This is a genomic window from Paenibacillus sp. FSL W8-0187, from assembly GCF_037969755.1.
GTDB lineage: Bacteria > Bacillota > Bacilli > Paenibacillales > Paenibacillaceae > Paenibacillus_AQ.
Genome location: NZ_CP150206.1, coordinates 5,502,627 through 5,527,441, shown reverse-complemented (window position 1 = coordinate 5,527,441; position 24,815 = coordinate 5,502,627). Strand labels below are relative to the sequence as shown.

Below are 24,815 nucleotides of genomic sequence, written 5' to 3'. Positions count from 1 at the left end.
AGGGCTGCCACCGACTGAGAGCGCCCGGGCGAAGGTTCTCCGCTGAAGTTCATTCCGGAGCTGGTATGCTGATAATCTGCATGTTCTGTGCGGATGGTAGGTTTACCCGTAACCCTTGCGTTAAGAGGTTCAAGTGAGATGTGTTTGCTTCTTTCGGCATATCTAATAAGGGTGGTACCACGACTCCTCGTCCCTTTCCGGGCGGGGGGTCTTTTTGTTTTTATAAACTAGAAAAATAGGTGAGGGAGAGATTTCAGATGAGTCAAGGACGTTTGGAACAATTAAGATCGGAGCTTGATGCCGTTAATCTTCAGCTGCTGGAGCTGTTGTCGGAACGGGCACGGATCGCCCAGGAGATCGGTCAGGAGAAGCAAAAGCAGGGAGTTCCTGACTTTGACCCGGTACGTGAGAAAAAAATGTTGGATACTCTGGTTGAGCATAACCAAGGTCCTTTCGATAATGAAACGGTGCGTCATTTATTTAAACAGATTTTCCAGGCATCCTTGAAGCTGCAGCAAGTCGATCACAAGAAACATTTACTGGTGAGCCGGAAGAAGAAGCAAGAGGATACACTGATTCAACTGGGTAGCACCATCATTGGTGGAGGCACGCCAGTAATGATCGCAGGACCATGCTCGGTTGAGAGTTATGAGCAAGTACGCCAGGTTGCAGCTGCCCTTAAGGAAGCGGGCATGACTGTTATGCGCGGCGGTGCGTTCAAACCAAGAACATCGCCTTACGATTTTCAGGGCTTGGGTATTGAAGGCCTGAAAATTCTGAAGGAAGTGGCGTCCGAGTTCGGACTGAAGACGATCAGCGAAATCGTGGATCCTGCGCATATCGAGCTTGCGTGCGAATACATTGACGTCATTCAGATCGGTGCGCGGAACATGCAGAACTTTGAGCTGTTAAAAGCAGCAGGGGATGTTCAGACGCCGGTGCTGTTGAAACGCGGTCTCGCGGCTACGATCGATGAGTTCGTGCACGCTGCGGAATACATTGTATCCCGCGGCAATACGCAGGTGATGCTGATTGAACGCGGCATACGGACGTATGAGAAGGCGACGAGAAACACCTTGGACATCTCGGCGGTACCGATTCTGAAACAAGAAACACATCTTCCAGTACTGGTGGACGTGACCCATTCCACAGGCCGTAAGGACATCCTGGCCCCTTGTGCCAGAGCGGCTCTTGCTGCAGGTGCAGACGGTGTGATGGTTGAAGTTCATCCCGATCCGGCTACGGCGTTGTCCGATGCAGCGCAGCAGCTGAATATTCCGGAATTCCATGATTTCCTGGCGAATGTGAAGAAGTCCGGATTGCTGTAACCCATGCGTTCTTTTGCCTTTGGAAGATAAAGGGTTGACAAAACCCTCCTCTTTCCTTAAGATAGTTATCAAAATTCATATCTAAATGTTTTGATTAGAAATAGTAAAAGCGTAATGACTTTTCAGAGAGCCGTTGGCAGGTGTGAAACGGTAATGTCGTTCCCTTTGAACTCGTCTATGAACAGCTGCCTGATCATGTAGGGTTAGCCGGAGTTCCACCGTTATAGGGATAGATGGTGATGGCCATCGAAGAAGATCATTTTGCATAAAAATGAATTAGAGTGGTACCGCGGGTTCAACCCCGCCTCTATATGTAGAGGCGGGGTTTTTTGTTGGTTAAATTCCGGGTTTAACCAACCCCGCTTGATATAAATGAAGGAAAATGAAGGAAAATGAACGATCGATTATCGAGGAGGAATATCAAATGGAACGCAACATTATCGTATTGGACACAACCTTGCGCGACGGAGAGCAGGTTCCGGGCGCCAAACTGAACGTACAGCAAAAGATCGAGTTTGCACAGCAGCTAAAGCGGCTGAATGTCGATATTATCGAGGCGGGTTTTCCCGCGTCTTCGGCAGGGGATTTCCAAGCGGTTCAGGAAATCGCCCGAACCGTAGGCGATAGCGTCTCCATTACCGCACTTGCACGTGCGGTGAAGGGCGATATCGACGCCGTATATGAAAGCATTAAGCTCGCGCAAAATCCGCTGATTCATATCGTGCTCGGCACCTCGAATATTCATGTGGAGAAGAAATTCAACCGCTCCAAGGATGCGGTGCTTCAGATGGGTGTTGATGCGGTGAAGTACGCCAAAACGCTGCTGCCTCATGTACAGTATTCGACCGAGGACGCATCCAGGTCCGACTTCGAATATCTGTGGACAACGATCGAGGCCGTGGTAAAGGCCGGTGCCACGATGATTAACGTTCCGGATACGGTCGGTTATGCCGTTCCGGACGAATTCGGCGAATTGATCCGCAAAATCAACGAGCGCCTGAAGAATCTGAACGATCAGGTTATCCTCAGCGTTCACTGCCATAACGATCTCGGGCTTGCTACGGCCAATACGCTCAGCGCAGTAAGAAACGGCGCCGAAAAAGTAGAATGCACGATCAATGGTTTAGGGGAGCGCGCAGGCAATACGTCGCTTGAAGAAGTGGTCATGGGACTCAAAGTCCGGGAGAATCATTTTAAGGCCTCCACCAATATCCGGCTCAAGGAGTTGATTAGAACCTCCAGGCTGCTGACGCATTTGACGGGCCTGGATGTTCAGGTGAATAAGGCAATTACGGGTGAGAATGCCTTCGCGCACTCTTCCGGCATCCATCAGGATGGATTGCTTAAGGATAAACAGGTTTACGAAATTATGTCGCCGGAGGAAGTTGGCGCTGACAGCATGGAGCTGATCCTGACTGCGCGATCCGGAAGACATGCGTTCAAGAATGCGGTGGAGAAGCTTGGTTTCGAGACAGGCGAAGGCGAAGATTTTGAAGCGCTGTTTGAGAAATTCCTGCAGCTTGCCGATGCTAAGAAGGAAGTATATGATCATGACGTTTTTTATCTGGTGACCCAGCATCGTACCCATGAAGAAGTCAGCAGTCATCTGTATGAGCTGGATTCGTTCCAGGTCGTGACCAATGATCTGTATCCGACGGCAACCGTGAAGCTGAGAAAAGGCAGCGAGACGTTCAGGGACAGCATGGTGGGGGATGGCCCGATTGATGCGCTGTACAGCGCCATGAAGGCGTTGGTCGGTTTGGACGTACAGTTAAAGGATTACAAAATCAACAGTCTGTCCAGAGGAAAAGAAGCCATCGGCCGGGTAAACATTCGAATCGAATATCAGGGCAAAATCTATTCCGGGCGCGCAATGGATACGGATATTATTAAGGCGAGCGCGTTGGCTTTTCTTAACGGAATTAATGCGGTATTGCTTGATACCAGCCACGATACGCTGGTGCAAGAGCCGGCGAGAGAATTATAATGAATGCCGTCATTGGGATCGTTGATGGTTGATTTGATAAGCTAAAGAAGCTCGGTACGTTCACTAATGAGCAAGTCATTAAGGCAACGTAAAGCTGTTGCGGAGCTAAATACCCCACCCTATCTTCATGTAGAAGTGGGGTATTTTGGCTGTCGTAAAGGACAATTCTGTGGAATGAACAACATTTATTGACCGACCGTTACAAAATATATATAATGAGCTGGAACCCTTAGGAAAGGAGCAGCCAACACCATGCGCAAGCGTATGGAGGGCATGTTGTTGCAACGACGAAATGGTACGTTACGAAATGTAGTAATTTAGAGAGGCATGTTTTTTTGAATATTTTTGTACTGAGTAGTAAAGAAGTTGGTTTTATGTGAAAGTGTAATCCAGCTATAGTGCGGTTTAAAGTGTGGTTGGACTTATTGCGCTTATTTTTGTACCGAAAGTTACAAAACTATTGAATAATTATGATAGGAGCTGTTCCCATTGCCTTTTTCCATTTATGTATTAGGCCTAATGATCTTCTCAATGACCACCTCCGAATTTATGGTGGCTGGCATTATGCCTTCGCTTGCAGCGGAATTCAACGTTTCGATTGCCGCCATCGGGTATCTCATTACCGCATATGCAGTCGGGATGATCGTAGGAGGGCCGCTGCTGACGATAGGGCTGTTGAAAGTGAGGCCCAAACAAGCCTTCATGACCGTGTCCGTTATCTTCCTAATGGGACAGACTTTAGGCGCCATAGCCCCGAATTACGAAGTCATGATGGCGGCGCGGATCATTACAGGGCTTTCCTCCGCTGCCGCGTTCGGTGTATCGCTCGCTATCTCCTTCAGCCTTGTTGATCCGGAGTCGCGGGGACGCGCAAGCTCTATCGTTATCGGCGGATTGATGGTTGCTACCGCGATCGGAGTTCCGCTGGCGATGTGGATCGAGCAGCTGCTTGGCTGGCGTGCCAGCTTCTGGGCCGTGGTTGTCCTGCTGCTTGTTTCAGGACTGGTAGGGCTGTTTACGATTCCATCCTTGCCGAAGCCGGAGAAGGCTGGCATCCGGCAAGAGCTGGCTGCCTTTAAGAATCGCCGACTGTGGGCTGCTTATACTACAAGCATGCTGATTATAGGCGCAACCTTTGCCGCATTCAGTTATTTCTCGCCAATCTTAACCGGGCTTGCTGGATTCAGTGTTTCGTCGGTTCCAATCCTGCTGGGCGTATACGGCGTGGCCACGGTGCTTGGCAATGTGGTTACCGGCAGGCTGGCGGATCATTATATGATGCCGATTCTCACGATAGGGCTGATTACCTTAGCCGCTGCCTTGATGGTATTTGGACTGTTCGTTCACAGCCCGGTCGTTGCCATGATCGCTGTTGTGCTTGTTGGTCTGGTGGGTGTACCAATGAACCCGGCGATGGCTACCCGGGTGATAAGGGTCGCCGATACGGGGTCACTTGTAACGACGGTTCATGGTTCTGTTATCAGCTTGGGGGTTGTTGTCGGCTCATCTACGGGTGGAATGACCATAGATGCCGGGCTAGGTCTGGCCTCTCCTTTATGGGTCGGTGCGTTCTTGGCTCTTCTCGGTCTGCTGTCCCTGCTGCCAGCCGTGTGGGGCGGAGGAAAGACACAGCCTCTGTCATCCAATTAAGGATGAATTACCTGAAACCACCAGCTACGTTTATAACGGGAGCTGGTGGTTTCTAATTTTCAGCTGAACTGCTGAGTCATCCCCGCCATAAATTCCTCCAAGGGCGTTACCTCTCAGAGAAGGGAAAGGCAGAGTTCGAGGCTGCTTATGAAGATGCCATGAAGTTTCTCCCTCCGAAACGAAGGATGTCGAGACGGCATTTGGCCGTGTTCAGATGAGCCACATTTCAGCGGAACCAAGGCGGATGACAGTGATCCAATTGCAAGGCTGATAGAGTCAGGTATGGGCAAGTCCCATGTGCGGAATATTCAAATCGAGAACTGGCCTGGCGCCTCGCATGCCATCAATGGCGAGTTTCCGGAAGAGGTGAATGCAAGAATACTTGCTTTTGTTCATCAGCATTCCGATAAGAAAATCTAGTAATGAAAGACGGACAGCATATGAAAACACATGCGATCAGAAGAAAGTACATGTTAATATCCGGAAGTTGGATGTTATTATGAGAGCGCTTTAGATTTTGAGGTGAGATGCTCAAGGGGGAAAGGGATATCCGGTTTACAAGGAGATGAGCAGCTCGAAATTCGAGCAGTTATCAGAAGTGGCAAAGGTAAACAATCCGAGAGAAATATGGAAGGAAGCGATATGGATGAGAAGAAGATGGAGTTTGGTTTTGATGAGCGCGCTAATTGCCTTAACGGCGGTCGGCTGTAACGGTGCAAAGGAAGCGGATGGCGGAACCCCCGGTTCTTCGGGCGGTGCCGCTGATGGCAAGCTGTCCTTCACGATGTCTATGGCAACCAGCGGAAATAAACATGTCGAGCGTTCGAAGGATGTAAATGAAGAGAGATGGGTGAAGGAGCTTGAGAAGCTGACCAATACGGATATTGAACTGACGATGCTTCCACTGAAGGACTTCGATAGCAAAATGACTTTAATGTTTGCCTCTAATGATATTCCTGATGTCGTTCAGAACGTGGGAGGGGCTACAAGCAAGGGGATGTCCGGTTCCGTAGAAGCAGGCGTATTTATGCCGCTTGACGACTTGCTCAAGGAGCATGCTCCGAATTTGATGAAGAGTGTGCCGAAGGAAGCCTGGCAGGAGACAAGCTATGACGGCAAAATTTATGGAATACCGGCATGGCTGTCCAACCCGTCCCGGAGAGGGCTGTATATCCGGACCGATCTGCTGGAAAAGACAGGGCTCCCGGCACCAAAAACGGTGGATGAATTTTTGGACGTAATGCGTGAGATGAAGAAGGAAGGCGTTGAGTTCCCGTATCAAATGCGGGAGAACTTTAAATATGCCGACACGATTCTGGGGGCGTTTGATGTGCTGCCATCCCAGTACGAACTGCAGAACGGGGAGGTTGTTCCCAAGTTCTTTGACGTGGAAAATATGACGAAAGCACTGGAGACCTATAAGACCATGTACGATGAAGGTCTGATTCCCAAAGATTTTGCGACCCTGACCTCCAGTGACTATGGCAAAAACATTGAGAGCGGTAAATCCGGTATGTGGTCCGCCAACGCCCAGCTTTTGGCAGGCTTCCGCGGCAAGCTGAAAAATGCCGTACCAGACGCCAAGGTTGATATCATTGCATCGCCGCGCGGTCCGGAGAACACCGGAGGCCATCTTCTGTATTCAAGCATTAATACGTCTTACTATATTAATAGCAAGGTCTCAGAGGAGAAGGCCATCGGTATTATCAAGTTTTTTGACTGGATGCTGACGCCGGAGGCGGAGACATATTTCTCGTTCGGGATTGAAGGTGAAACTTACACCCGGGAGAACGGCGCAATCAAGTTTACGCCTCCATCCACGCCTGAAGCCATGGATGAAGACGGTTTCCGCAGCATGTTCTGGTTCGTCCACGATATGGTGTACAACAAGGCAAAGGAAGAGTTGACCGAGGACGGGCAGGACATGATCAAGTTCATGGATACGGTGGTCTTCAAGGAAGGGCTGGGGTCGATCCGCTTCTCCCCGGCATTGGACGCGTATTCCAAATATCCGGATACCGCACCGCAAGGCGATGACGTGGGGCCGAAGCTGGTTCTCGATCATATGATCAAGATGATTTATGGCAGAGAGCCGATCTCGGATTGGCCGAAAGTGATTGAGGAATATAAGAAGAAGGGTGGCCTTGAGATTATTAAGGAAGCCACAGACCGCTACAACGAAGGGAAGGGCGTTGTCATCTCGGAAAACCGGAAATAACCGATTCATGAAGAGAAGGAGATGTTCACATGAGCTTGCATGATATGAGCGGCAAACAAGCTGTATTCTTCGAGCAAATCATGGGGTTGCCGGTCTTCGATACCCATACCCATCTTATCGGTGACCGGCTTGGCGCAAGGGACTTTTGGGAGATCGCCCATTACTTCTGGTTCTACCGAGAGCTGCAAGCCGGTGGCTACCCGGATGAAGCGGATAAATTGCCGGAGGCGGAGCGAATTGCTGCTTTTCTAAAAGCCTATCAATCAACGAGAAGCACGCTGATGAACTGGGTATTTACCTCCATTATGCGTGAATTATACGGAGTCATCATCAAGGATGAACATTCGGTGCAGGAAGCTATGGCTCGCGTACGGCAAGCGTCCGCCGAAGAGGGCTGGGCACAACAAACGGCAGACCGAATGAACATCCGCCGGTTTGTCGTGAATCATCCGGAACATGCAACGTTTCAAGGGATGCGGGATGATGCCGTATTGCTCCCCCGGATTGACGGGGTGCTGGGTCCATGGGTTGACCGCATGGTGCATTCTAATGATCCGGCCAGGACTTTTCTGGATGTGAGAGGCGAGATTGACCTGCTGCTCGGCGGATTTCGTGAAGCTGGCCTCCCGGGCATCATGACAACGCTGCCGCGGTATGAATCGAGTTCGCACATCCGTAAGGAGATTGGGCCCGCAAGCGGGCGTGACGACATTCTGATGGAGCTGCTTCACGTCATATGTGGTGCTGCGGAGCGGAACGGCCTGCTCGTACAGCTGTTTCTGGGAGTAGAGAGGTCGTGGTGCGGTACGGCGTTCCCGGCCAACGATACAGAGCGGATTCTCAAGCTGACTGCTTTGTTTGAGTCGTATCGTTGTAAATTTGAGCTTGTGCTTGCATCGGAGCTCAACAATCTTGATGCGGTGCAGGCAGCCTGGAATTTCCCGAACGTTCATGTTGGCGGCATGTGGTGGTTCAACTTCCGGGCAAGCACCTACCGGGACAGCATGCAGTACCGTCTGGAGGCACTCCCGGCAAGCAAGAGCTCGATTATCGTCTCCGATGCCCGCTGTATGGAATGGAGTTACGGCAAGATTTTGCTTGTGAAGAAGCTGGCTGCCGAGTTTCTGTGGGAGCGGGTCCTATCTGACTGGATCGACGAGGAGACGGCGCTGCATACGGCAAATGGATGGTTCTACGCGAGTGCCATGAGACGCTATGGCATTCGATCGGGAGGTATTTGAGGGAAATAGGTTGACACATCGATAATTCTCGATATAATGATACATATGAAACCAATCGAAGTTTTTAAAGCGTTGTCGAATGAATCGCGGCTTGAAATATTGCAGTGGCTCAAGGAACCGGAACAATATTTTACACCCCACGAAGGGATTGATATGAGGAAAGTCGGGGTATGCGTAAGCCAGGTGACCGAGAAACTGAATATGACGCAGTCCACCGCATCGCAATATTTATCGATTCTGCATCGGGCAGGTTTGATCAAGACGGAGCGGCTTGGAAAATTCACGTATTATAAGCGGGATGAAGAAGTTATCCAAGAAATCGGAGAGTATTTGAAGCAGGAGATATAACGCAGGTACTGAATATTCCTTAAGAAATAAGGAATATTCAGTCTTGCTCCGTACCATATATCTATATATTGCGATATGTCTTTTTATTGGTTTAACATATCGACAATTCACAATATATAAATTTGAGGTAAAGGTGGAATTAGCAATTATGACAGGTGCATGGAAGATTTATTTTTTGGCTATCGTTAGTTTTTTAGTGGGAACATCAGAGTATATTATATCGGGGGTTTTGGATAAAATTGCGGATTCGTTAGGAATTACGATAACCGCTGCTGGCCAGCTGATCACGATTTTCTCTTTGGTATATGCGATCTTGACCCCTATTCTTATGGCGCTGACCGCTAGAGTGGAGAGACGGAAGCTGTTGGTTTATTCATTGGGTATTTTTGTGATCGCGAATCTATTGTCATTTGCCCTTCCGGGGTATATTCCGTTTGTGATTGCGCGCGTTATTATGGCGATGGGGGCAGGGATGGTAGTTGTAACGGCGCTCGGGATAGCCGCCAAAATCGCACCGCCGGGTAAACAGGCGAGTTCAATCGCTACGGTTGTCATGGGCTTCACAGCTTCCCTGATCATTGGCGTCCCCCTCGGTCGTGTCGTAGCTGCTGTTTTTGGATGGAAATCCGTATTTGGTTTCATTGCCATTCTAGGGGTTGTTTCCATGATCGTGCTGCATAAGGCGATTCCAAAAACAAAAGGAGATGCTCCCGTGCCGCTGCTTCAGCAATTTGCGCTGCTCAAAAAGACTAAAGTCGCACTCGGTTTGGCGATCACGTTCTTCTGGCTAGGCGGGTACTCCATTGCCTATACGTACCTGTCTCCTTACCTTCTTCAAGTCAGCGGCCTGAACGAAGGTCTGATTAGTGCAGCACTGTTTGCCTTTGGCATTGCCAGCCTTATCGGCTCCAAGTTCGGCGGATTCAGTACGGATCGATGGGGAGTGCCGCTTACATTAACCGGTGGCATGCTTCTGCATATTCTCGCGCTAATCGTTCTGACCTTTACCCAAGCAGCCGTATCTGTCATCTTCGTGTTTGCGATTCTTGTGATATGGTCGTTATCCGCCTGGTCTTCGGGTCCGACGCAGCAGTATAACCTCGTCCAGCTGGAGCCGAATTCATCCGGGGTTATGCTAGGCCTGAACCAGTCCGTGATGCAGCTCGCCATGGCTGCGGGCGCAGGCATCGGAGGAGTTGCCGTGGAGCAATGGTCCTTATCGTCCATCACCTGGATCGGTGCCGGGGGCGTTGCTATAGCCGTGGGAGTGTCGTTTGTACTTTTCCGATTAGGAAAGCGGGAGAGCACCGAGCGCGTGCCATTGGAAGCTTAATGTGAGTAACCGCTGGTGACAGCTATGCTGTAACGGCGCCTGATATGCAGCATTTTCATACTGCCGGAAACGAAAGAATCCGCAAAGAATCGGCAAGACATCACCTTTCCTTTCAGCAATGAGATGGACATCAATTTGACGCCCCAAAATGAGAAAGTTTATGCTATGATCAATGGATGGCGGAAAATTTGGTTCCAAATTTTGCGAAGGAGGAGATGCGATTGGCTAAGCTTAAAGATATCGCCGAACGGGTCGGGGTATCCATATCTACGGTTTCGCGGGCCATCAGCAATGATGCAAGCCGTCCGGTCAGCGAGGATACCAAGCAGAAAATCAGGCAAGCTGCGCTTGATCTTGGATATAGACTACCTGAGCCATCCAAAAGTGTACATGATAACGGCATGGCCGATAAGCGGGTTGTCTGTGTCGTGCCCCAAAACCTGATGGACGACCACCCGTATTTCTCAACGGTTCTAGCCGGTTTCCATAAAAAAATGGAGGAACTCGGACAGCCTCCGGCGATCGTTCGTACATGCGAGGAAATCGGCGATGCGGACAAAATAAGCCTTATGCTTAGGGAGACAGGAGCCCAGGGGATTGTAGCCGTCAGCTGGTACGACAAGGAGCTGTTTGAACTGATACAGCAGGCCGGGGTTGTCATCATGGGAGTGAGTTTGAATGATGAGCGGCTGACCGTGCCCGTTGTAGACTGTGACCGGATTTTATCAGCGAGGGCAGCCGTACGCCACCTGATTGACCAGGGGCACACGCGAATCGCTTATATCGGGGGGCCTGCGTATTCCAAGCAGATGGAGAGCGAAGAACGGTATGTCGGATATAAATTCGCTATGCTGGAAGCCAACCTGGAAGTGCGCGAGGAGTGGCTGATGAATACGGGATGGAATGTGGATCGGAGCTTCAGCAAGATGTCCGAGCTATTGGGAGGGCTTCCCAAAGAGTTATGGCCAACGGCTGTTTTTTGTGCCAGCGACATGCTTGCCATTCCAGCCATGCGTGCCGTTGTCGAGAATCAAGGTCGCATACCGGAAGATATCGCAATCGTGGGGATGGATAACATTGATGTAGCCCAATATACAACGCCTCCGTTAACCTCGGTTTCCGTGCCCAAATATGAGATCGGCAGGGTGGCTGCCAAATCCATCGTGGATTATTTGGACGGACATTTCAAGGTGGCAACCAAAATATTACTGCCATGCTCATTGATTGTTCGGGAGTCCTCTAGTTTCACAAGAGAGTGAAAACAACTGACTCAATATGTATGATTAGATAACATGAAAAAGATAAAAAAGGATCATCGAACAGCTGTCGGCTTGAAATCCGACAGCTGTTTTTTTGCGAGTTTTACCTAAAGTTTGAGGTTTTTGCGCCAAAAAAGTCCAAAAAGTGTTTGACAATGCCATATTGCTATATTATTATGAGTGAAATCAATGATATGTTTGGAATGGATTTTCTGATTTTGGAATTCGGAATAAACGACACTTCGCATATTTCCACTTTATTTTTGTTTGCGCTTTCATTTCCTTTATATAAATAGATTATAAGAATAAAGCAATTCCCCTTATTAATGTATTAGGCCCTGCGCTTGCTCAGCGTTATGCCTTTCATATACCAATATATATCCAAATAAAATCCGGAATTAACCAAATGAATATCCAAAACAAATCCAAGAAATGAAATAACACCTGACTTGTTCGGGTTTTATTTATAAAAAATGTTGCGTTACTATATCTAACATATAGTACGCTCCAAAAACCATATTGGCTAACGGATAGCTTGAGGTGGAGGTAGCTAAGTCATATTATGGATTGCAGAGAAAAGGAGGGAAATCATAAACGAGTACTTTCCAAGCTCCATTCATGTGAATTGGAACTGATCCGCCGAATGAGCGGATACCCCATGCCTTGTTGGCATGTCAAGATCGCTTTGCTAGTGTTACGAGGTTAATCCAATCCATACATACGAGGTGATGCTCATTGGCTAATACGACCCTGCAGCCCGCAGCAACCGCGGTACCTGAAACGAAACGTAAGCGCTTACTATGGAATCGTGTTTTACGTAATTGGCAGCTTTATGCCCTGATTTCACCGGTCATCGCCTATTACATCCTGTTCCAGTATGTTCCGATGTACGGCATCCAGATCGCCTTTAAGGATTTTATAGCAACGCAAGGGATATGGGGCAGTCCGTGGGTCGGCTTTGAGCACTTCGATCGCTTTTTCAACAGTTACTATTTCTGGCGCCTGATTAAGAACACGCTGGGCATCGGTTTATACAGCCTTGCTGTCGGTTTTCCGATCCCGATTATTCTGGCTTTGCTCATGAACGAGGTTCGGGCTGAACGTTTCAAGAAATTCGTGCAGACCATCACGTATGCTCCTCACTTTCTGTCTACCGTGGTCGTTGTCGGGATGATGATGATTTTCCTGTCGCCCCGCTACGGCATCATCAATCATTTTATTGAAATGTTTGGCGGTCAGCCGATCAATTTCATGACGGAGCCCTCCTGGTTCAAATCTCTGTACGTTCTATCGGATGTATGGCAGACCATGGGCTGGAGCTCCATTATCTATTTGGCAGCCCTTGCCGGCATAGACAACCAGCTGCACGAAGCTGCGCGTGTCGATGGTGCGACCAGGCTTCAGCGCATATGGCATATTAACATCCCAGGTATTATGCCAACGATCATCATCCTCTTGATCCTGAACATGGGCAGCATTATGGGGATCGGGTTTGAGAAGGTGCTCCTGATGCAAAACAACCTGAATATGGATAGCTCCGACATTATTGCCACCTATGTCTACCGAATGGGGATTCAGAATGCCGAGTACAGTTTCTCCGCAGCCATCGGATTGTTTAATTCCGTCATCAATTTTGTCCTGCTGGTTGTCGTGAACTTTATTTCGAAGCGCGTGAGCGAGACCAGTCTTTGGTAAAGAGGGGAGCGAAAGAGCCATGCAAATTGAAACCAGAGGGGACCGCATTTTTAATGTTATCAACTATACGATTCTGATCCTGGTCACCATCATTGTTATGTACCCGCTGGTCTTTGTGCTCAGCGCATCGTTTAGCGACCCGCAGGCGGTTCTGAGGGGCGAGATGCTGCTGTGGCCCAAGGGAGTCAACCTGAATTCCTATGTGAAAATTTTCCAGAACAAGGATATCATCAGCGGCTTTACCAATACGCTGGTGTATACGTCGCTTGGCACGTTCATTAATCTCACAATGACTATCCTTGCAGCCTATCCGCTGTCGCGGAAGGATTTTGTCGGGCGAAATGCCATCATGGCGCTGCTGGTCTTCACGATGTTTTTCAGCGGAGGACTCATTCCGACGTACTTGCTGATCAAGAACCTCGGCATGCTGAATACACTCTGGGTCATGATTATCCCGAATGCTGTATCCATCTGGAATATCATCATTATGCGTACCTTCTTTCAGCAGTCCATACCCGGAGAGCTGCAGGAGGCCGCGACGATCGATGGATGCTCGAACATTAAAATTTTGACCCGGATTATACTGCCGCTGTCCATGCCGATTATCGCGGTGACCATTTTGTTCTATGCGGTCGGTCATTGGAATGCGTTCTTCAATGCACTTCTGTATTTATCGGATAAAGATAAATTTCCGCTGCAGCTCATCCTGCGCGAAATTCTGATTCAGGGGCAAACGAACGACATGGTCAAAATGTCGACCGAATCGGCGATCAAGCAGCAAAGGGAAGTGGAGGGCATTAAGTACGCGGTGCTGGTCGTGGCTAATATTCCCGTGCTGGCGCTCTATCCGTTCCTGCAGCGGTATTTTGTCAAAGGCGTTATGATTGGGGCCATCAAAGGATAATTCCTTGCATGGATATATGGATGGAACATGAAAAGGGGAGGATTACGGATGAAGCTGAAGCAATGGGGAAGTCTTCTGTTGACCTGCATGTTGTCGGTATCGTTGACGGTGGGCTGCAGTTCGAAAGGTTCGGGAGGAACGGCTGAATCGGACTCCGCGGGTGAAGGGAAAACAGCGATTAATGAGACCGGGTTTCCGATTGTCAGTGACAAGATGACGGTGACCGGATTTGCCGGAAAGTTCTTTGCCAACGCCGACTGGAACAACATCAAGCTGTGGCAGGAATATGAGAAAATGACCAATATTCAGGTACAGTGGGACACGGTGCACAAAGACAACTTGGCGGAAAAACGGAATCTGCTGCTCGCCGGCGGCGATTATCCGGAAATGTTCTATGCTTCCGCATTCCCGAGGCCAGATCTGCTAAAATACGGCAAGCAGGGCGCTTTTATCCCGCTGAATGACCTGATTGATCAATATGCGCCGAATTTCAAGGCATTGATGGAGAAATATCCTGTCATCGAGAAGGGGATTACGATGCCGGACGGCAACATTTACGGGCTTCCGACGCTGTACGATCCGGAATTCCGGTCCGTGCTGTACGGAACGCCGTGGGTGAAGTCGGAGTGGCTGACAAAGCTTGGCCTTCAAGAGCCGCAGACGCTGGATGAATTCTACGATATGTTGAAAGCGTTTAAGGAGAAGGATCCGAACGGCAACGGCCAGAAGGATGAATATGCATGGGGCGGCGTGGGAACTACCGGTATCGTCAACTATTTGCGCGGTTCGTTCGGCCTCAATTATCACGGAACCTCGAACATTAACGTGGATACCGATCCGGCGAGCGGAAAGGTCCGGTTCATTCCGACGGATCCAAGATACAAGGAACTGCTTCAGTTCGTGAACAAGCTGTACAAGGACGGCCTGTTGGAGCAGGATATCATGTCCGTGAAGAGCACGGAGGTGGACGCCAAAGGCGTGGAAGGTCTTCTCGGCGTCGTTGATAATGTGGACCCGATCGCCATCTACAATCAAGAGGGTTATGTAGGGCTTCCGGTATTGAAGGGGCCGCACGGCGATCAGATGTTCAGCGCCACGGGCTCTCCGCTGGGGAACATTGGGATGTTTGTCCTGACCGATAAAGCGAAGAATCCAGCCGCGCTGATCCGCTGGATGGATTACTTCTACAGTGACGAGGGCATCCGCATGTTCTTCATGGGCTGGGAAGATGAAACGTATAAGGAAGATGCTGATGGCAATGTGGATTACGTGGACGAGATCAAGAACAATCCGGAGGGTCTCAATCTGGACCAGGCGGTAGGGCAGTATCTGATATGGCCTGGCGGATATTATCCGGGCTTCGTGAAGCAGAAGTATTTCAAGGGAGCAGAAGGCCTGCCGACGTCCGTAGAGAATGCAAAAAAAGCCGAGCCGTACGTCATACCTCAAGACAAGGTCTGGCCGCCGTTTAACTTTACCGCCGATGAGCAGTCCGAGCTTACCGGTATCCAGACCGACATTAATACGTACGTGGATGAGATGCGGGATAAATTCATAGCTGGCAACGAGTCCTTTGATAACTGGGATCAATACGTAGCTAACCTGCAAAAGATGGGGTCGGAGCGCTATCTGGCCATTTACCAGTCCGCGGCTGATCGATATACCAAATAATAGCGAGTAGCAGAACCTAAAAGGAGCGACATGATATGACACAATTGAAAGCCATATTGATTGGGGCAGGCGCGCGCGGCGCCGGGGGGTATGCCCCCTATGCCCTGGATTATCCGCATGAGCTGACCTTCGTGGCCGTGGCCGAGGCCGATCCGGCGCGGCGAATCCGTTTTGCCGAGAAGCATGGAATTCCGCCGGAACGGTGTTATGAATCCTGGGAGCCGCTGCTGGCGGAGCCCTGCCTTGCCGATATCGCCGTCATCTGTACACAGGATCGCATGCACTATGGCCCAACCATGCAAGCTCTGGAGAAACAGTATCATGTGCTTCTGGAGAAACCGATGTCTCCGGAACCGAAGGAGTGTCTTGAGATGGAGCAGGCGGCCATTCGCAAAAACCGGCTGCTGACCATATGCCATGTTCTGAGATATACCCCTTTTTGGAGTACCATCAAACGCGTGATTCAGGAAGGGACCATCGGTGAGGTGGCTTCGATCCAACTGAACGAGAATGTGGGATACTGGCATATCGCGCACAGCTTTGTGCGGGGGAATTGGAATAACTCCGACAAGGCAAGCCCGATGATACTGGCTAAATCCTGCCATGACATGGATGTGCTGTCGTGGCTGATGGACCGGCCGTGTACGCAGGTCACTTCGTTTGGCTCCCTGATGCATTTCCGGGAGGAGCAGGCTCCCGAAGGTTCGGCCGATCGGTGCCTCGATTGCCAGGTGGAACCAACCTGTCCGTATTCGGCACCACGGTTTTACTTGAGCGACCAGTACAAGGGATGGGCGGGGCATTTCACCCAGGAGCTGACCAAGCCGAACATCATTCAAGGGCTTCGCGATACGGACTATGGCCGCTGCGTATATCGGAGCGATAACAATGTGGTCGATCATCAGGTCGTTAACATGGAGTTTGAGGGCGGTGCCACCGCGATGTTCAGCATGTGCGGATTCACGTATGAACAGGAGCGCAGAATTCAGATCATGGGCACCCGCGGCGAGCTTCGGGGAGAGGAAGGCAAGATTACGGTTTACGATTTCCTAACCGGACAGAAAACGGAGATCACGATTCCTTCGCAGTCCAGCGGACATGGCGGGGGCGACAGCGGAATTGTGGCGAGCTTCCTGAAGGAGGTTCGGAGCTATAACGGGCAGGAGAGCCTGACGTCAGCTAGTGCCTCCGTGCGAAGCCACCTTATTGCGTTCGCGGCGGAGAAATCGAGGTTGAATCACGGCCAATCCATCAATTTGAACGAATATGCGCGGGAATTGATGGCGGAAGAAAACGCGGTGAAATAAATGAAATTATATTAAAAATACATTATATGAAAAATTCATAATAGATACCAAGAAGAAACCGCCGATCTCGTGGATCCGCGGTTTCTTCTTTTTTATTTCACCTGATCAATGGACAGGCTGACTTTATAATTGCCGTACTTCAGAAGCTCTTCCAGAAAATCATTCAATTCCTTGGGTGAGCTGGCCCGTACTCTTAACCAATAACACCCTTCACCACTGACGCGATGGGTTTCGGCAACCATGTCATGTGACTGAACAAAGGATAAGAAGGGAGAATGAGCCGTATTTAACGCCAAGAACATGGTGATAAAAGCATGTACGGTCAGTCCGATTTTGTCCGGGTTCCAACGAAGCGTAAAGCCTTCAATGACACCCAGATCCTGCAGCTTCCGAACACGGGCCCCGACGGCTTGACCTGTCAAATGTACCTGCTGTCCGATGGCTTTGTGAGATAGGCTCGCATCCTCCAGCAGATGATGTAATATGCGAAGATCGACTTTGTCGAGTTCATGAGCGCTTGGCATGGTCATTTCCTTTCACGATGAAAGTGAGTTCCCCTAATTCCTTTCACGAAGCTGTAGGCGGGAATATTAGCGTTCTCTATAATGGGTTCAGAACCATATTAAATGAAACAAAGGGGAAATGAAAGTGAAACTTCAGCTTATACGTAATGCTACGTTAAGAATACAGTATGCCCATCTTGAACTGCTGGTCGATCCGATGTTTAGCAATGCCAAGGCGAACCCGCCGGTTATTAACACTGCGAATGACAGACGGAATCCGCTTGTGCCGCTGCCGTTCTCCATGGCTGACAAGCTCCGTCCGAACGCGGTGCTGGTCACGCACCTGCACCTGGATCACTGGGATCAAGCTGCTATGGATGTACTGCCAAAGACGACGCCGATTCTGTGTCAACCGGGGGACGAGGATACCTTGGCATCGCAAGGTTTTACGTCCGTGACGGCAGTCCAGGAAACCCTGGAATATGAAGGGGTTACGATAATCCGAACCGGCGGTCATCACGGTACGGGTGAGATCGGTCAGATGATGGGGCAGGTATCCGGTTTTATTTTGAAGGCAGAAGGACAGCCGACCCTGTATATAGCAGGCGATACCATCTGGTGTGATGAAGTGAAAGAAGTTTTGGATGCCCACAAGCCTGATATGACGGTGGTCAACGCCGGCGGTGCCCGGTTTCTCACGGGAGATCCGATCATCATGGATGAGGACGATGTGATCGAGCTGCTGCGTTATGCTCCCCACACAAAGGCGGTTGCGGTCCATATGGAAGCCATCAACCACTGCCTTGTGACAAGAGAGGGGCTATCTGGCCGTCTGGCAGCGGAAGGTCTGCGCGCACAAATCGAAATTCCGCAGGATGGCGAATGGGTCGAATGGAAAGCGTAATACGCAACAGCTGGGCATAGCAGGGGGGGGCTGTCTCAAAAGATCTTAGATCTTGCGGCAGGCCCCCTGCTTGCTGCTAGAAGACGCTCCGTGTACGAATCGTTTCTCCCGTGCAGATCAAAAACAACCGGGGATTCCGGCGCATTCTGCTTCGGGGCTTGCATAAGGTGAGCCTGGAGGCCGGGTGGCTTTCGCTTGCCAAAATAATCCCAAATCCATCAGGAACAATATTTAATCCTGACATACTAGATGTCAGGATTTATGATTTATCATTCGATTCAGAAGTCAAAAAGTACGACACGCGAGGAGTGTTAACGATGAAACTCGACAGGCTGCTAGGCATTACGATGGAATTGTTGACCAAAAAAAGAGTGACGGCCACGACGCTTGCCGCCCGGTATGAAGTCTCGGTTCGTACGATCTACCGCGATGTGGACCTCATTAATCAGGCTGGAATCCCGGTTGCTTCCTATCCCGGTGCGGATGGCGGCTTTGAATTGATGAGCGGGTTCTATCTGACGAGGCAGCACTTCTCCGTTGATGACTTTTTGGCGATCTACAATCTTTTGAAGGGCATCGAAAGGACTGTGAAGGGGAGATACACCACCATCATGAAGAAGCTCGGAACCTTGCAGCCCGCCCTGTTGAACGGAGGATGTCATGAACAAATCCTATTCGATATGAGCACGTCGGAACATGAGCGGGCATGGGTACAGCCCATTCTAAATGCCATTGAACGCTCGAACCTGATGACCCTTCATTATACGAGTACATCCGGCAGCTGCTCGGAGCGGCAAGTGGAGCCGCTCCAGCTGTACTGGGAACAAGGCGTGTGGTATTTGGAGGCTTACTGCTTGTTAAAGCAGGCAAAACGAATCTTCAGAGTATCGCGCATATCCAGTCTTGAAGTATCCACTGACACGTTCCTCCCAAGAGGAAACCTGGAGCGGGAGGATCAGGAGGTGGTGCCGGGTATACAGGCTCATCTTCGTTTCGATACTTCCGCGGGACCGCGGGTGACCGAGCAATTTCCGGAGGCCTTCATCTCCGGCGAAGGACTTCTTGATGTCCAAACCATTTTTTATACCAAAGCTTATGCGATCTCGGTGATCTTAAGCTACGGTTCCAAGGTGGAGATCATCTCCCCGCCGGAACTGAAAGAAGACCTGCTGCAGGAGCTGGAGGAAATACGTAAACGTTATGAATGATGAGCAATCCAAAAATATGAATCGTAAATCAACGATCAAGGAGGAAGTTCAATATGACTATTTTGGTAACAGGTGCTACAGGTACCGTTGGAAAGCACATCGTGCAGCAACTTGTTCAGCAAGGTATAGAAGTAAGAGCGATCTCTCGCAATCCGCAGCAAGCGAAAGTACCGGAGGGCGTCCAGATAGTTGCCGGGAATCTCAATGACCCGGAAAGCCTGATTCCCGCCCTGCAAGGCGTGACGGCTATGCATTTGATCATCTCCAGTGATGAGGCTTATGGGACCCTGCAGACGGATCCGCGGATTATTGAGCTTGCCGAGAAGGCCGGCATAAAGCGGGTAACGGTATTGGTGGGCTATGAAGAAGGTCCTGTCGAAGCCGCCCTTCGAGAGAGCGCAATGGAATGGACCTTGCTTAAGCCAGGCGAATTTATGGCGAATATTCTGGTGGATTGGCAGGAGTCGATCCGCACGGAGGGGGTTGTCCGCGAGCCGTTCGGCCATGCGCTGAGTGCGAGAATACATGAAGCGGATATCGCGAGGGTTGCCGTCGCCGCACTTCTTGAGGAAGGTCACCATGACCAAGAATATTTCCTTACGGGACCGGAAGCCCTATCGCGAACGGAAGCGGTTCGGATCATAAGCGAGGTAACAGGCAAGGACATCCGTTTTGTCGAACTGACCGAGAAACAGGCGAGGGATCAATGGAGAGGGCAAGGCTATGACGAGGAATCGATTGAGTTTTTTGTGCAAATGGGAAAAAATCCGCCCGAGATCGGTTATACAGTTTTGCCGACGGTAGAGGAAGTCACGGGGCGTCCGGCAGCAACGCTTGCTGATTGGGTCCGTGATCATTTGGACGATTTTTAAGAATAAGCCGGCATGGCATACTGTAGGTCGGTATTTATAGAAAGAGGAGGAGTTGTGAAACTTGCCTTACGCCATTGAAACGAAGGAGCTTCGCAAATCTTACAACGACATGGAGGTCGTTCAAGGAATTGATCTACGAGTCAAACAAGGAGAGTTGTTTGCCTTGTTAGGGCCGAATGGCGCCGGAAAAACAACCACCATCCATATGTTATCCACCCTGGTTAAGCCGGATGGGGGGTTCGCAAGCGTGGCCGGGTTTGATGTCGTGGGCAATGCCCGGAACGTTCGGAGAAAGATTAGCCTGACAGGCCAGTTTGCAGCACTGGATGAAGGACTCTCCGGTCTTCAGAATTTAATGCTGATTTCAAGACTTTACGGTTATTCGGCGAAAATGGCTCGATTCGTAAGCGAGGAGTTGATCGAATCTTTTGGACTCAGCGAAGCGAAGGACCGCGTGGTACAGCGTTACTCTGGCGGGATGCGGAGACGGCTGGATATTGCCGCCAGTATCGTTACCGAGCCCGACGTTATTTTTCTGGATGAGCCGACAACTGGCCTCGATCCGCAAAGCCGCAATCAAGTGTGGGAGGTGGTAAGGTCGCTTTTGAAGCGGGGAACCACCGTGCTGCTGACGACGCAATATCTGGAAGAAGCTGACCAGTTGGCGGACCGAATTGCCGTGATGGATAAAGGGAGTTTGATTGCGGAAGGGACGCCCCGGCAATTGAAGGCTTCCGTTGGCAACAGAACGTTAACCATCCAATTCATCGAACCGACCAATCAGCACAAGCTCGGTACTTTGTTAAACGAGGAACACGCGCTGAACGTATTGCAGGACAATCATCCGTTGGTACATAAGATTCCGGTGAAGAATGCAAGTGCTGCGAATCAGGCCCTTTGTACGCTGATGAAGAACGGGTTCGCCATTGAATATTTCGCCTTGAGCGAACCGAGTCTGGACGAAGTCTTTCTGTCATTGACCCACGCGAAGTCGAAGGGAGGCAGAGGTACTCCATGAGTGTGAGCCAACATACAGCGAATAAGGACGGCGTGCTGCCTGTTCGCCAAGCCGACACCGATCCTCCCAATGCCCTGATGGCAATTCGAATTTTTATGTGGAGAACCTGGCAGCATACCAAGCATAACGGATTTGGTCTGGTGATGGACGCGGTTCTGTCGCCGGTTTTGCTGCTGCTTATATTTAGTTACTTGTTCGGCGGCGCCATGGCCGGGTCAACCGGGGCTTATATTCAATTCCTATTGCCCGGCATTCTAATCCTGACAGTCGTTCCTATGACGGTGTATAGCGGAACCACGATATGCTCGGATATTACCAAAGGGGTATACAATCGTTTTCGAACGCTGCCCTTTTGGCAGCCCGCCTCCGTGCTTGGTTCCATCCTGACGGATGGTTTACGCTATACGGTCGGCGTTATCGTTGCTCTGGGTACAGGGCTTGCGCTGGGCTTCCGCCCCGAGGGCAGCGTCATCCAAATTGTACTCGCCATTGCTTTCATCCTATTTTTTGCATTCAGCGTCAGCTGGATATTTGCGCTGATCGGCGTCGTGGCCAAACGGCCGGAGACGGTTTCGGGGGCCAGCATGATTGCGATATACCCGCTGCTGTTCGCCAGCAACATTCTGGTGGATTCGTCGACGATGCCAAAATGGACGGGCATTCTCATCGATCTGAGTCCGATCAGTATGGCGGCAGCCACCGTCAGGGGACTGATGAACGGCACGGCAACCCTACCTGTGATTATGACCGGAATTGGAGTCAGCGTGCTGTTTATCGCTATTTTCACCCCGCTTACACTGTATCTGTACCAGACAAAAAACGAACGGTAATAGGCACAAAAAAACCAGGTTTGCATCAGCATGCAGCCTGGTTTTTCTCTATGTATCGTTATTATGGTTGATGTAGATCGTATAGGTATTTTTGGACCCACGATAAATACACAATACTACAACGGAAAGTATAAGTCTATATTTTTTTCGGGAAACCCCTATACTTAGAGCTATTCTTTAGCATAGAGGGGGAATTTACGAATGCTGAATCCAAGCGAAAGCGCAGAGCGGGAGTATCTAGAGTTTGTATTAAAGGGGCTTCATCGAGCATCGGAGGAGTTAGAGGGGAAGGTGTCTGATTCGTACAAGGATATCATTGAAGCGAAGAAATATCTGTGGGTGAACATGGCCCAATTGGATGCGGCGGAACGAGCGGCCAACCGGGTTGATATTTCCTTATCGATTGATACGGGAGAGAAGACGGTGGCCGGGCTGCAAAAGATTCGCAAACTACTTGCCTCGCCGTATTTTGGCAGGGTGGATTTCCGAACGAATGAAACGATTGAAGAAGGTGCTTACTATATCGGCATCCATTCTTTCACGGACGGAGGAAGTCAGGAGCATTTCATCTATGATTGGCGCTCGCCGGTGGCAAGCTTGTTCTATGATTACAATGTCGGTCCTGCGTCGTATGAAGCGCCCATGGGCAGGATGCAAGGCGAAATTACCGTCAAAAGGCAGTACAAAATCAAAGACGGTCATATGGAATATATGATTGAGAGCTCCATGAACATCAATGACGACGTTCTGCAGAAGGAGCTCAGCAGCACGTCGGACGAGAAGATGAAGAATATTGTGGCTACCATCCAGCAGGAGCAAAATGCCATCATACGAAACGAAACCGCAAATGAGCTGATCATACAGGGGGCGGCAGGCTCAGGCAAAACCTCAGTGGCTCTGCATAGGGTAGCGTTTCTATTGTACCGCCATAAGGAGACCTTGACTTCCAGCAACGTGCTCATTATATCCCCCCATAAAGTGTTCTCCGATTATATATCCAACGTTCTGCCAGAGCTTGGCGAAGAGAAAATCATGGAGGTTACGATGGAGGAGCTTGCTGCCAAAGAGCTGGGTGGATTATGTCAGTTTCAGACCTTCTCCGAACAGGTGAACGAAATCGTGAGCACCCATGACGAGCAGGTCATTGAACGGATCCGGTATAAGGCCAGCATGCACTTCGTATACGAACTGGAGGCTTATATGAAATATGCAGATGAGCAGTTCCTCCTGCCTGCGGATATTCAGCTGAAGGGCGTATGTATTTTGGCTTCGGAGATCAGGGACATTTACCTTGGCATCATGACCATGCCGCTCAGGCAGCGCTTGGAGAAGACGGCCTCCATCCTGTCAGGCCGGGTTCGTACAGAGGATGGAGAGAGACTGACTGCGGCAGAATCCAAAAAGGTCAAAACCGCGATCAAGAAAATGTTCAAATTTCAAAATGCACTCAGTATGTACAAGGAATTCTTCTCGTATAGGAACATACCGGACATGTTCGTCATGAAAGGAAGGAAAATGATCGAGTATGCAGACGTTTTTCCGCTGCTGTATCTCAAAATGTATTTGGAGGGAAGCACGTCATACGATATGGTGAAGCATCTGCTGGTCGATGAAATGCAGGATTATACACCCATTCAATATGCCGTGCTCTCCAGATGGTTTTCGTGCAAAAAAACGATTCTTGGGGACAGCAATCAGTCGGTCAACGTATATACATCCACTTCACTGCATGATATCAAGGGCGTGTTTCCACATGCCGATACGATTGAACTGTTAAAGAGCTATCGCTCCACGCTGGAGATTATGGGACTTGCGAAGCGAATCCATCCGGGCAGCACCATGATTCCCGTGGAGCGGCATGGAGAAGAACCGCAGGTGATCCGGTGTCGTGACGCCCAGGAGGAGCTGGCGTTCATTCAAGAGTTTAGCCGTCACTTTTTAGATTCCGGGCTGCAGACGATGGGGATCCTATGCAAAACGTCCTCGCAGGCCCGGCAGATGTACGAGTCCATCAGAGAGCTTGGGGGCAGCGTGAATCTGCTCGATTTTAGCAGCGACCGCTTTCAGGATGGAATTACGATCACCTTCGCCCATATGGCCAAGGGCTTGGAATTCGATCAGGTTATCGTTCCTTTTGCGGACGACGAAAACTATCGTTCCGAGATGGATCGAAGCTTACTCTACATTGCTTGTACCCGGGCCATGCATAAGCTATCGCTGACCTATTCGGGCGAGCCGGCACCTTGGTTGGCCGTGTGAGCGTGAGCCGAAAATCAGGATAGCGTCATCCATGTCATCCATAGGAACACTTTTTGAAAAAGTCGCGACCGATGTTTGCGGCTTTTTTCTTTAGATGATTGGAGTGAAATTACATCGATTATTGTTACTCTAGTATGTCTAAATTTGAATAAATCATATGGCCGTTCAGGAAGGAGGACCGATTTATTTCTAGAACCTATTAATATGGGAGTATCACAGCAAACGTATGGAAGGAGGAAAACGTAACGGGCTAATCTATCCAACAACGGGACAGGAAGTG

19 protein-coding genes, 1 pseudogene and 1 other annotated feature are annotated in these 24,815 nt (G+C 50.0%); of the genes and pseudogenes, 19 read left to right on the top strand and 1 reads right to left on the bottom strand.

The window, feature by feature from the left end; translation table 11 throughout:
• Window positions 1-257 precede the first annotated feature (257 nt).
• From MKY48_RS24935 to MKY48_RS24875, 13 genes and pseudogenes are all read left to right on the top strand, one after another.
• A complete protein-coding gene (locus MKY48_RS24935; RefSeq protein WP_053492057.1) occupies window positions 258-1,328 on the top strand; it encodes a bifunctional 3-deoxy-7-phosphoheptulonate synthase/chorismate mutase in 1,071 nt (356 codons plus the stop codon).
• Between the two features lie 81 nt (window positions 1,329-1,409).
• Window positions 1,410-1,640, top strand: a binding site (T-box leader).
• Window positions 1,641-1,752: 112 nt separating this feature from the next.
• Window positions 1,753-3,315 (top strand): 2-isopropylmalate synthase, encoded by a 1,563-nt coding sequence (locus MKY48_RS24930; RefSeq protein ID WP_339267055.1) that lies wholly within the window; start codon window positions 1,753-1,755, stop codon window positions 3,313-3,315.
• Between the two features lie 489 nt (window positions 3,316-3,804).
• Window positions 3,805-4,965, top strand: coding sequence for an MFS transporter (locus MKY48_RS24925; protein WP_339291441.1), 1,161 nt, complete (start codon window positions 3,805-3,807; stop codon window positions 4,963-4,965).
• Between the two features lie 231 nt (window positions 4,966-5,196).
• A pseudogene (locus MKY48_RS24920) lies at window positions 5,197-5,385 on the top strand (alpha/beta hydrolase); the annotation flags it as partial.
• A 226-nt stretch (window positions 5,386-5,611) separates the two neighbouring features.
• Window positions 5,612-7,183, top strand: a complete 1,572-nt coding sequence (locus MKY48_RS24915; protein WP_339267051.1) for an extracellular solute-binding protein — start codon at window positions 5,612-5,614, stop codon at window positions 7,181-7,183.
• A gap of 29 nt (window positions 7,184-7,212) precedes the next feature.
• On the top strand, window positions 7,213-8,424 hold the full coding sequence (locus tag MKY48_RS24910; protein ID WP_339267049.1) for a glucuronate isomerase: 1,212 nt from the start codon (window positions 7,213-7,215) through the stop codon (window positions 8,422-8,424).
• 45 nt (window positions 8,425-8,469) lie between these two features.
• A complete protein-coding gene (locus MKY48_RS24905) occupies window positions 8,470-8,772 on the top strand; it encodes a metalloregulator ArsR/SmtB family transcription factor (protein ID WP_339267047.1) in 303 nt (100 codons plus the stop codon).
• A 148-nt stretch (window positions 8,773-8,920) separates the two neighbouring features.
• Window positions 8,921-10,105: an MFS transporter gene (locus tag MKY48_RS24900; RefSeq protein WP_339267045.1), complete on the top strand. Its 1,185-nt coding sequence runs from the start codon at window positions 8,921-8,923 to the stop codon at window positions 10,103-10,105.
• 221 nt (window positions 10,106-10,326) lie between these two features.
• Window positions 10,327-11,364 carry a LacI family DNA-binding transcriptional regulator gene (locus MKY48_RS24895; protein WP_339267043.1) on the top strand — a complete coding sequence of 346 codons (1,038 nt, stop codon included), beginning with the start codon at window positions 10,327-10,329 and terminating at the stop codon, window positions 11,362-11,364.
• Between the two features lie 735 nt (window positions 11,365-12,099).
• Window positions 12,100-13,059, top strand: a complete 960-nt coding sequence (locus MKY48_RS24890) for an ABC transporter permease subunit (RefSeq protein WP_339267041.1) — start codon at window positions 12,100-12,102, stop codon at window positions 13,057-13,059.
• 19 nt (window positions 13,060-13,078) lie between these two features.
• Entirely contained in the window at window positions 13,079-13,963 is an 885-nt protein-coding gene (locus MKY48_RS24885) for a carbohydrate ABC transporter permease (protein WP_113060632.1), read from the top strand.
• A 48-nt stretch (window positions 13,964-14,011) separates the two neighbouring features.
• On the top strand, window positions 14,012-15,634 hold the full coding sequence (locus tag MKY48_RS24880; protein ID WP_076324173.1) for an extracellular solute-binding protein: 1,623 nt from the start codon (window positions 14,012-14,014) through the stop codon (window positions 15,632-15,634).
• A 35-nt stretch (window positions 15,635-15,669) separates the two neighbouring features.
• Window positions 15,670-16,941 (top strand): Gfo/Idh/MocA family oxidoreductase, encoded by a 1,272-nt coding sequence (locus MKY48_RS24875; RefSeq protein WP_339291439.1) that lies wholly within the window; start codon window positions 15,670-15,672, stop codon window positions 16,939-16,941.
• A gap of 92 nt (window positions 16,942-17,033) precedes the next feature.
• Here the strand turns inward: MKY48_RS24875 and MKY48_RS24870 are convergent, their stop codons facing one another.
• Window positions 17,034-17,465, bottom strand: coding sequence for an Lrp/AsnC family transcriptional regulator (locus tag MKY48_RS24870; protein ID WP_339291438.1), 432 nt, complete (start codon window positions 17,463-17,465; stop codon window positions 17,034-17,036).
• A gap of 124 nt (window positions 17,466-17,589) precedes the next feature.
• Between MKY48_RS24870 and MKY48_RS24865 the strand changes: the two genes are divergently transcribed.
• From MKY48_RS24865 to MKY48_RS24840, 6 genes are all read left to right on the top strand, one after another.
• Window positions 17,590-18,348 carry an MBL fold metallo-hydrolase gene (locus MKY48_RS24865; protein WP_339291437.1) on the top strand — a complete coding sequence of 253 codons (759 nt, stop codon included), beginning with the start codon at window positions 17,590-17,592 and terminating at the stop codon, window positions 18,346-18,348.
• Window positions 18,349-18,665: 317 nt separating this feature from the next.
• Window positions 18,666-19,556 (top strand): YafY family protein, encoded by an 891-nt coding sequence (locus tag MKY48_RS24860; RefSeq protein WP_339291436.1) that lies wholly within the window; start codon window positions 18,666-18,668, stop codon window positions 19,554-19,556.
• 53 nt (window positions 19,557-19,609) lie between these two features.
• The gene (locus MKY48_RS24855) at window positions 19,610-20,428 is read left to right on the top strand and encodes an NAD(P)H-binding protein (RefSeq protein ID WP_339267033.1); all 819 of its coding nucleotides are present in this window, start codon (window positions 19,610-19,612) and stop codon (window positions 20,426-20,428) included.
• A 61-nt stretch (window positions 20,429-20,489) separates the two neighbouring features.
• Window positions 20,490-21,446 (top strand): ATP-binding cassette domain-containing protein, encoded by a 957-nt coding sequence (locus MKY48_RS24850; RefSeq protein ID WP_339267031.1) that lies wholly within the window; start codon window positions 20,490-20,492, stop codon window positions 21,444-21,446.
• Window positions 21,443-22,276, top strand: coding sequence for an ABC transporter permease (locus MKY48_RS24845; RefSeq protein WP_339291433.1), 834 nt, complete (start codon window positions 21,443-21,445; stop codon window positions 22,274-22,276). The genes MKY48_RS24850 and MKY48_RS24845 overlap by 4 nt, the downstream gene beginning before the upstream one ends.
• 201 nt (window positions 22,277-22,477) lie before the next feature.
• The gene (locus tag MKY48_RS24840; RefSeq protein ID WP_339291431.1) at window positions 22,478-24,535 is read left to right on the top strand and encodes a 3'-5' exonuclease; all 2,058 of its coding nucleotides are present in this window, start codon (window positions 22,478-22,480) and stop codon (window positions 24,533-24,535) included.
• Window positions 24,536-24,815 lie beyond the last annotated feature (280 nt).

What these genes read in the sequence shown, in the direction of transcription:
- MKY48_RS24935 (WP_053492057.1), top strand. Translation starts at nt 258, where the DNA reads ATGAGTCAAGGACGTTTGGAACAATTAAGATCGGAGCTTGATGCCGTT.
- MKY48_RS24930 (WP_339267055.1), top strand. Translation starts at nt 1,753, where the DNA reads ATGGAACGCAACATTATCGTATTGGACACAACCTTGCGCGACGGAGAG.
- MKY48_RS24915 (WP_339267051.1), top strand. Translation starts at nt 5,612, where the DNA reads ATGAGAAGAAGATGGAGTTTGGTTTTGATGAGCGCGCTAATTGCCTTA.
- MKY48_RS24910 (WP_339267049.1), top strand. Translation starts at nt 7,213, where the DNA reads ATGAGCTTGCATGATATGAGCGGCAAACAAGCTGTATTCTTCGAGCAA.
- MKY48_RS24905 (WP_339267047.1), top strand. Translation starts at nt 8,470, where the DNA reads ATGAAACCAATCGAAGTTTTTAAAGCGTTGTCGAATGAATCGCGGCTT.
- MKY48_RS24900 (WP_339267045.1), top strand. Translation starts at nt 8,921, where the DNA reads ATGACAGGTGCATGGAAGATTTATTTTTTGGCTATCGTTAGTTTTTTA.
- MKY48_RS24885 (WP_113060632.1), top strand. Translation starts at nt 13,079, where the DNA reads ATGCAAATTGAAACCAGAGGGGACCGCATTTTTAATGTTATCAACTAT.
- MKY48_RS24880 (WP_076324173.1), top strand. Translation starts at nt 14,012, where the DNA reads ATGAAGCTGAAGCAATGGGGAAGTCTTCTGTTGACCTGCATGTTGTCG.
- MKY48_RS24875 (WP_339291439.1), top strand. Translation starts at nt 15,670, where the DNA reads ATGACACAATTGAAAGCCATATTGATTGGGGCAGGCGCGCGCGGCGCC.
- MKY48_RS24870 (WP_339291438.1), bottom strand. Translation starts at nt 17,465, where the DNA reads ATGCCAAGCGCTCATGAACTCGACAAAGTCGATCTTCGCATATTACAT.
- MKY48_RS24860 (WP_339291436.1), top strand. Translation starts at nt 18,666, where the DNA reads ATGAAACTCGACAGGCTGCTAGGCATTACGATGGAATTGTTGACCAAA.
- MKY48_RS24855 (WP_339267033.1), top strand. Translation starts at nt 19,610, where the DNA reads ATGACTATTTTGGTAACAGGTGCTACAGGTACCGTTGGAAAGCACATC.
- MKY48_RS24845 (WP_339291433.1), top strand. Translation starts at nt 21,443, where the DNA reads ATGAGTGTGAGCCAACATACAGCGAATAAGGACGGCGTGCTGCCTGTT.
- MKY48_RS24840 (WP_339291431.1), top strand. Translation starts at nt 22,478, where the DNA reads ATGCTGAATCCAAGCGAAAGCGCAGAGCGGGAGTATCTAGAGTTTGTA.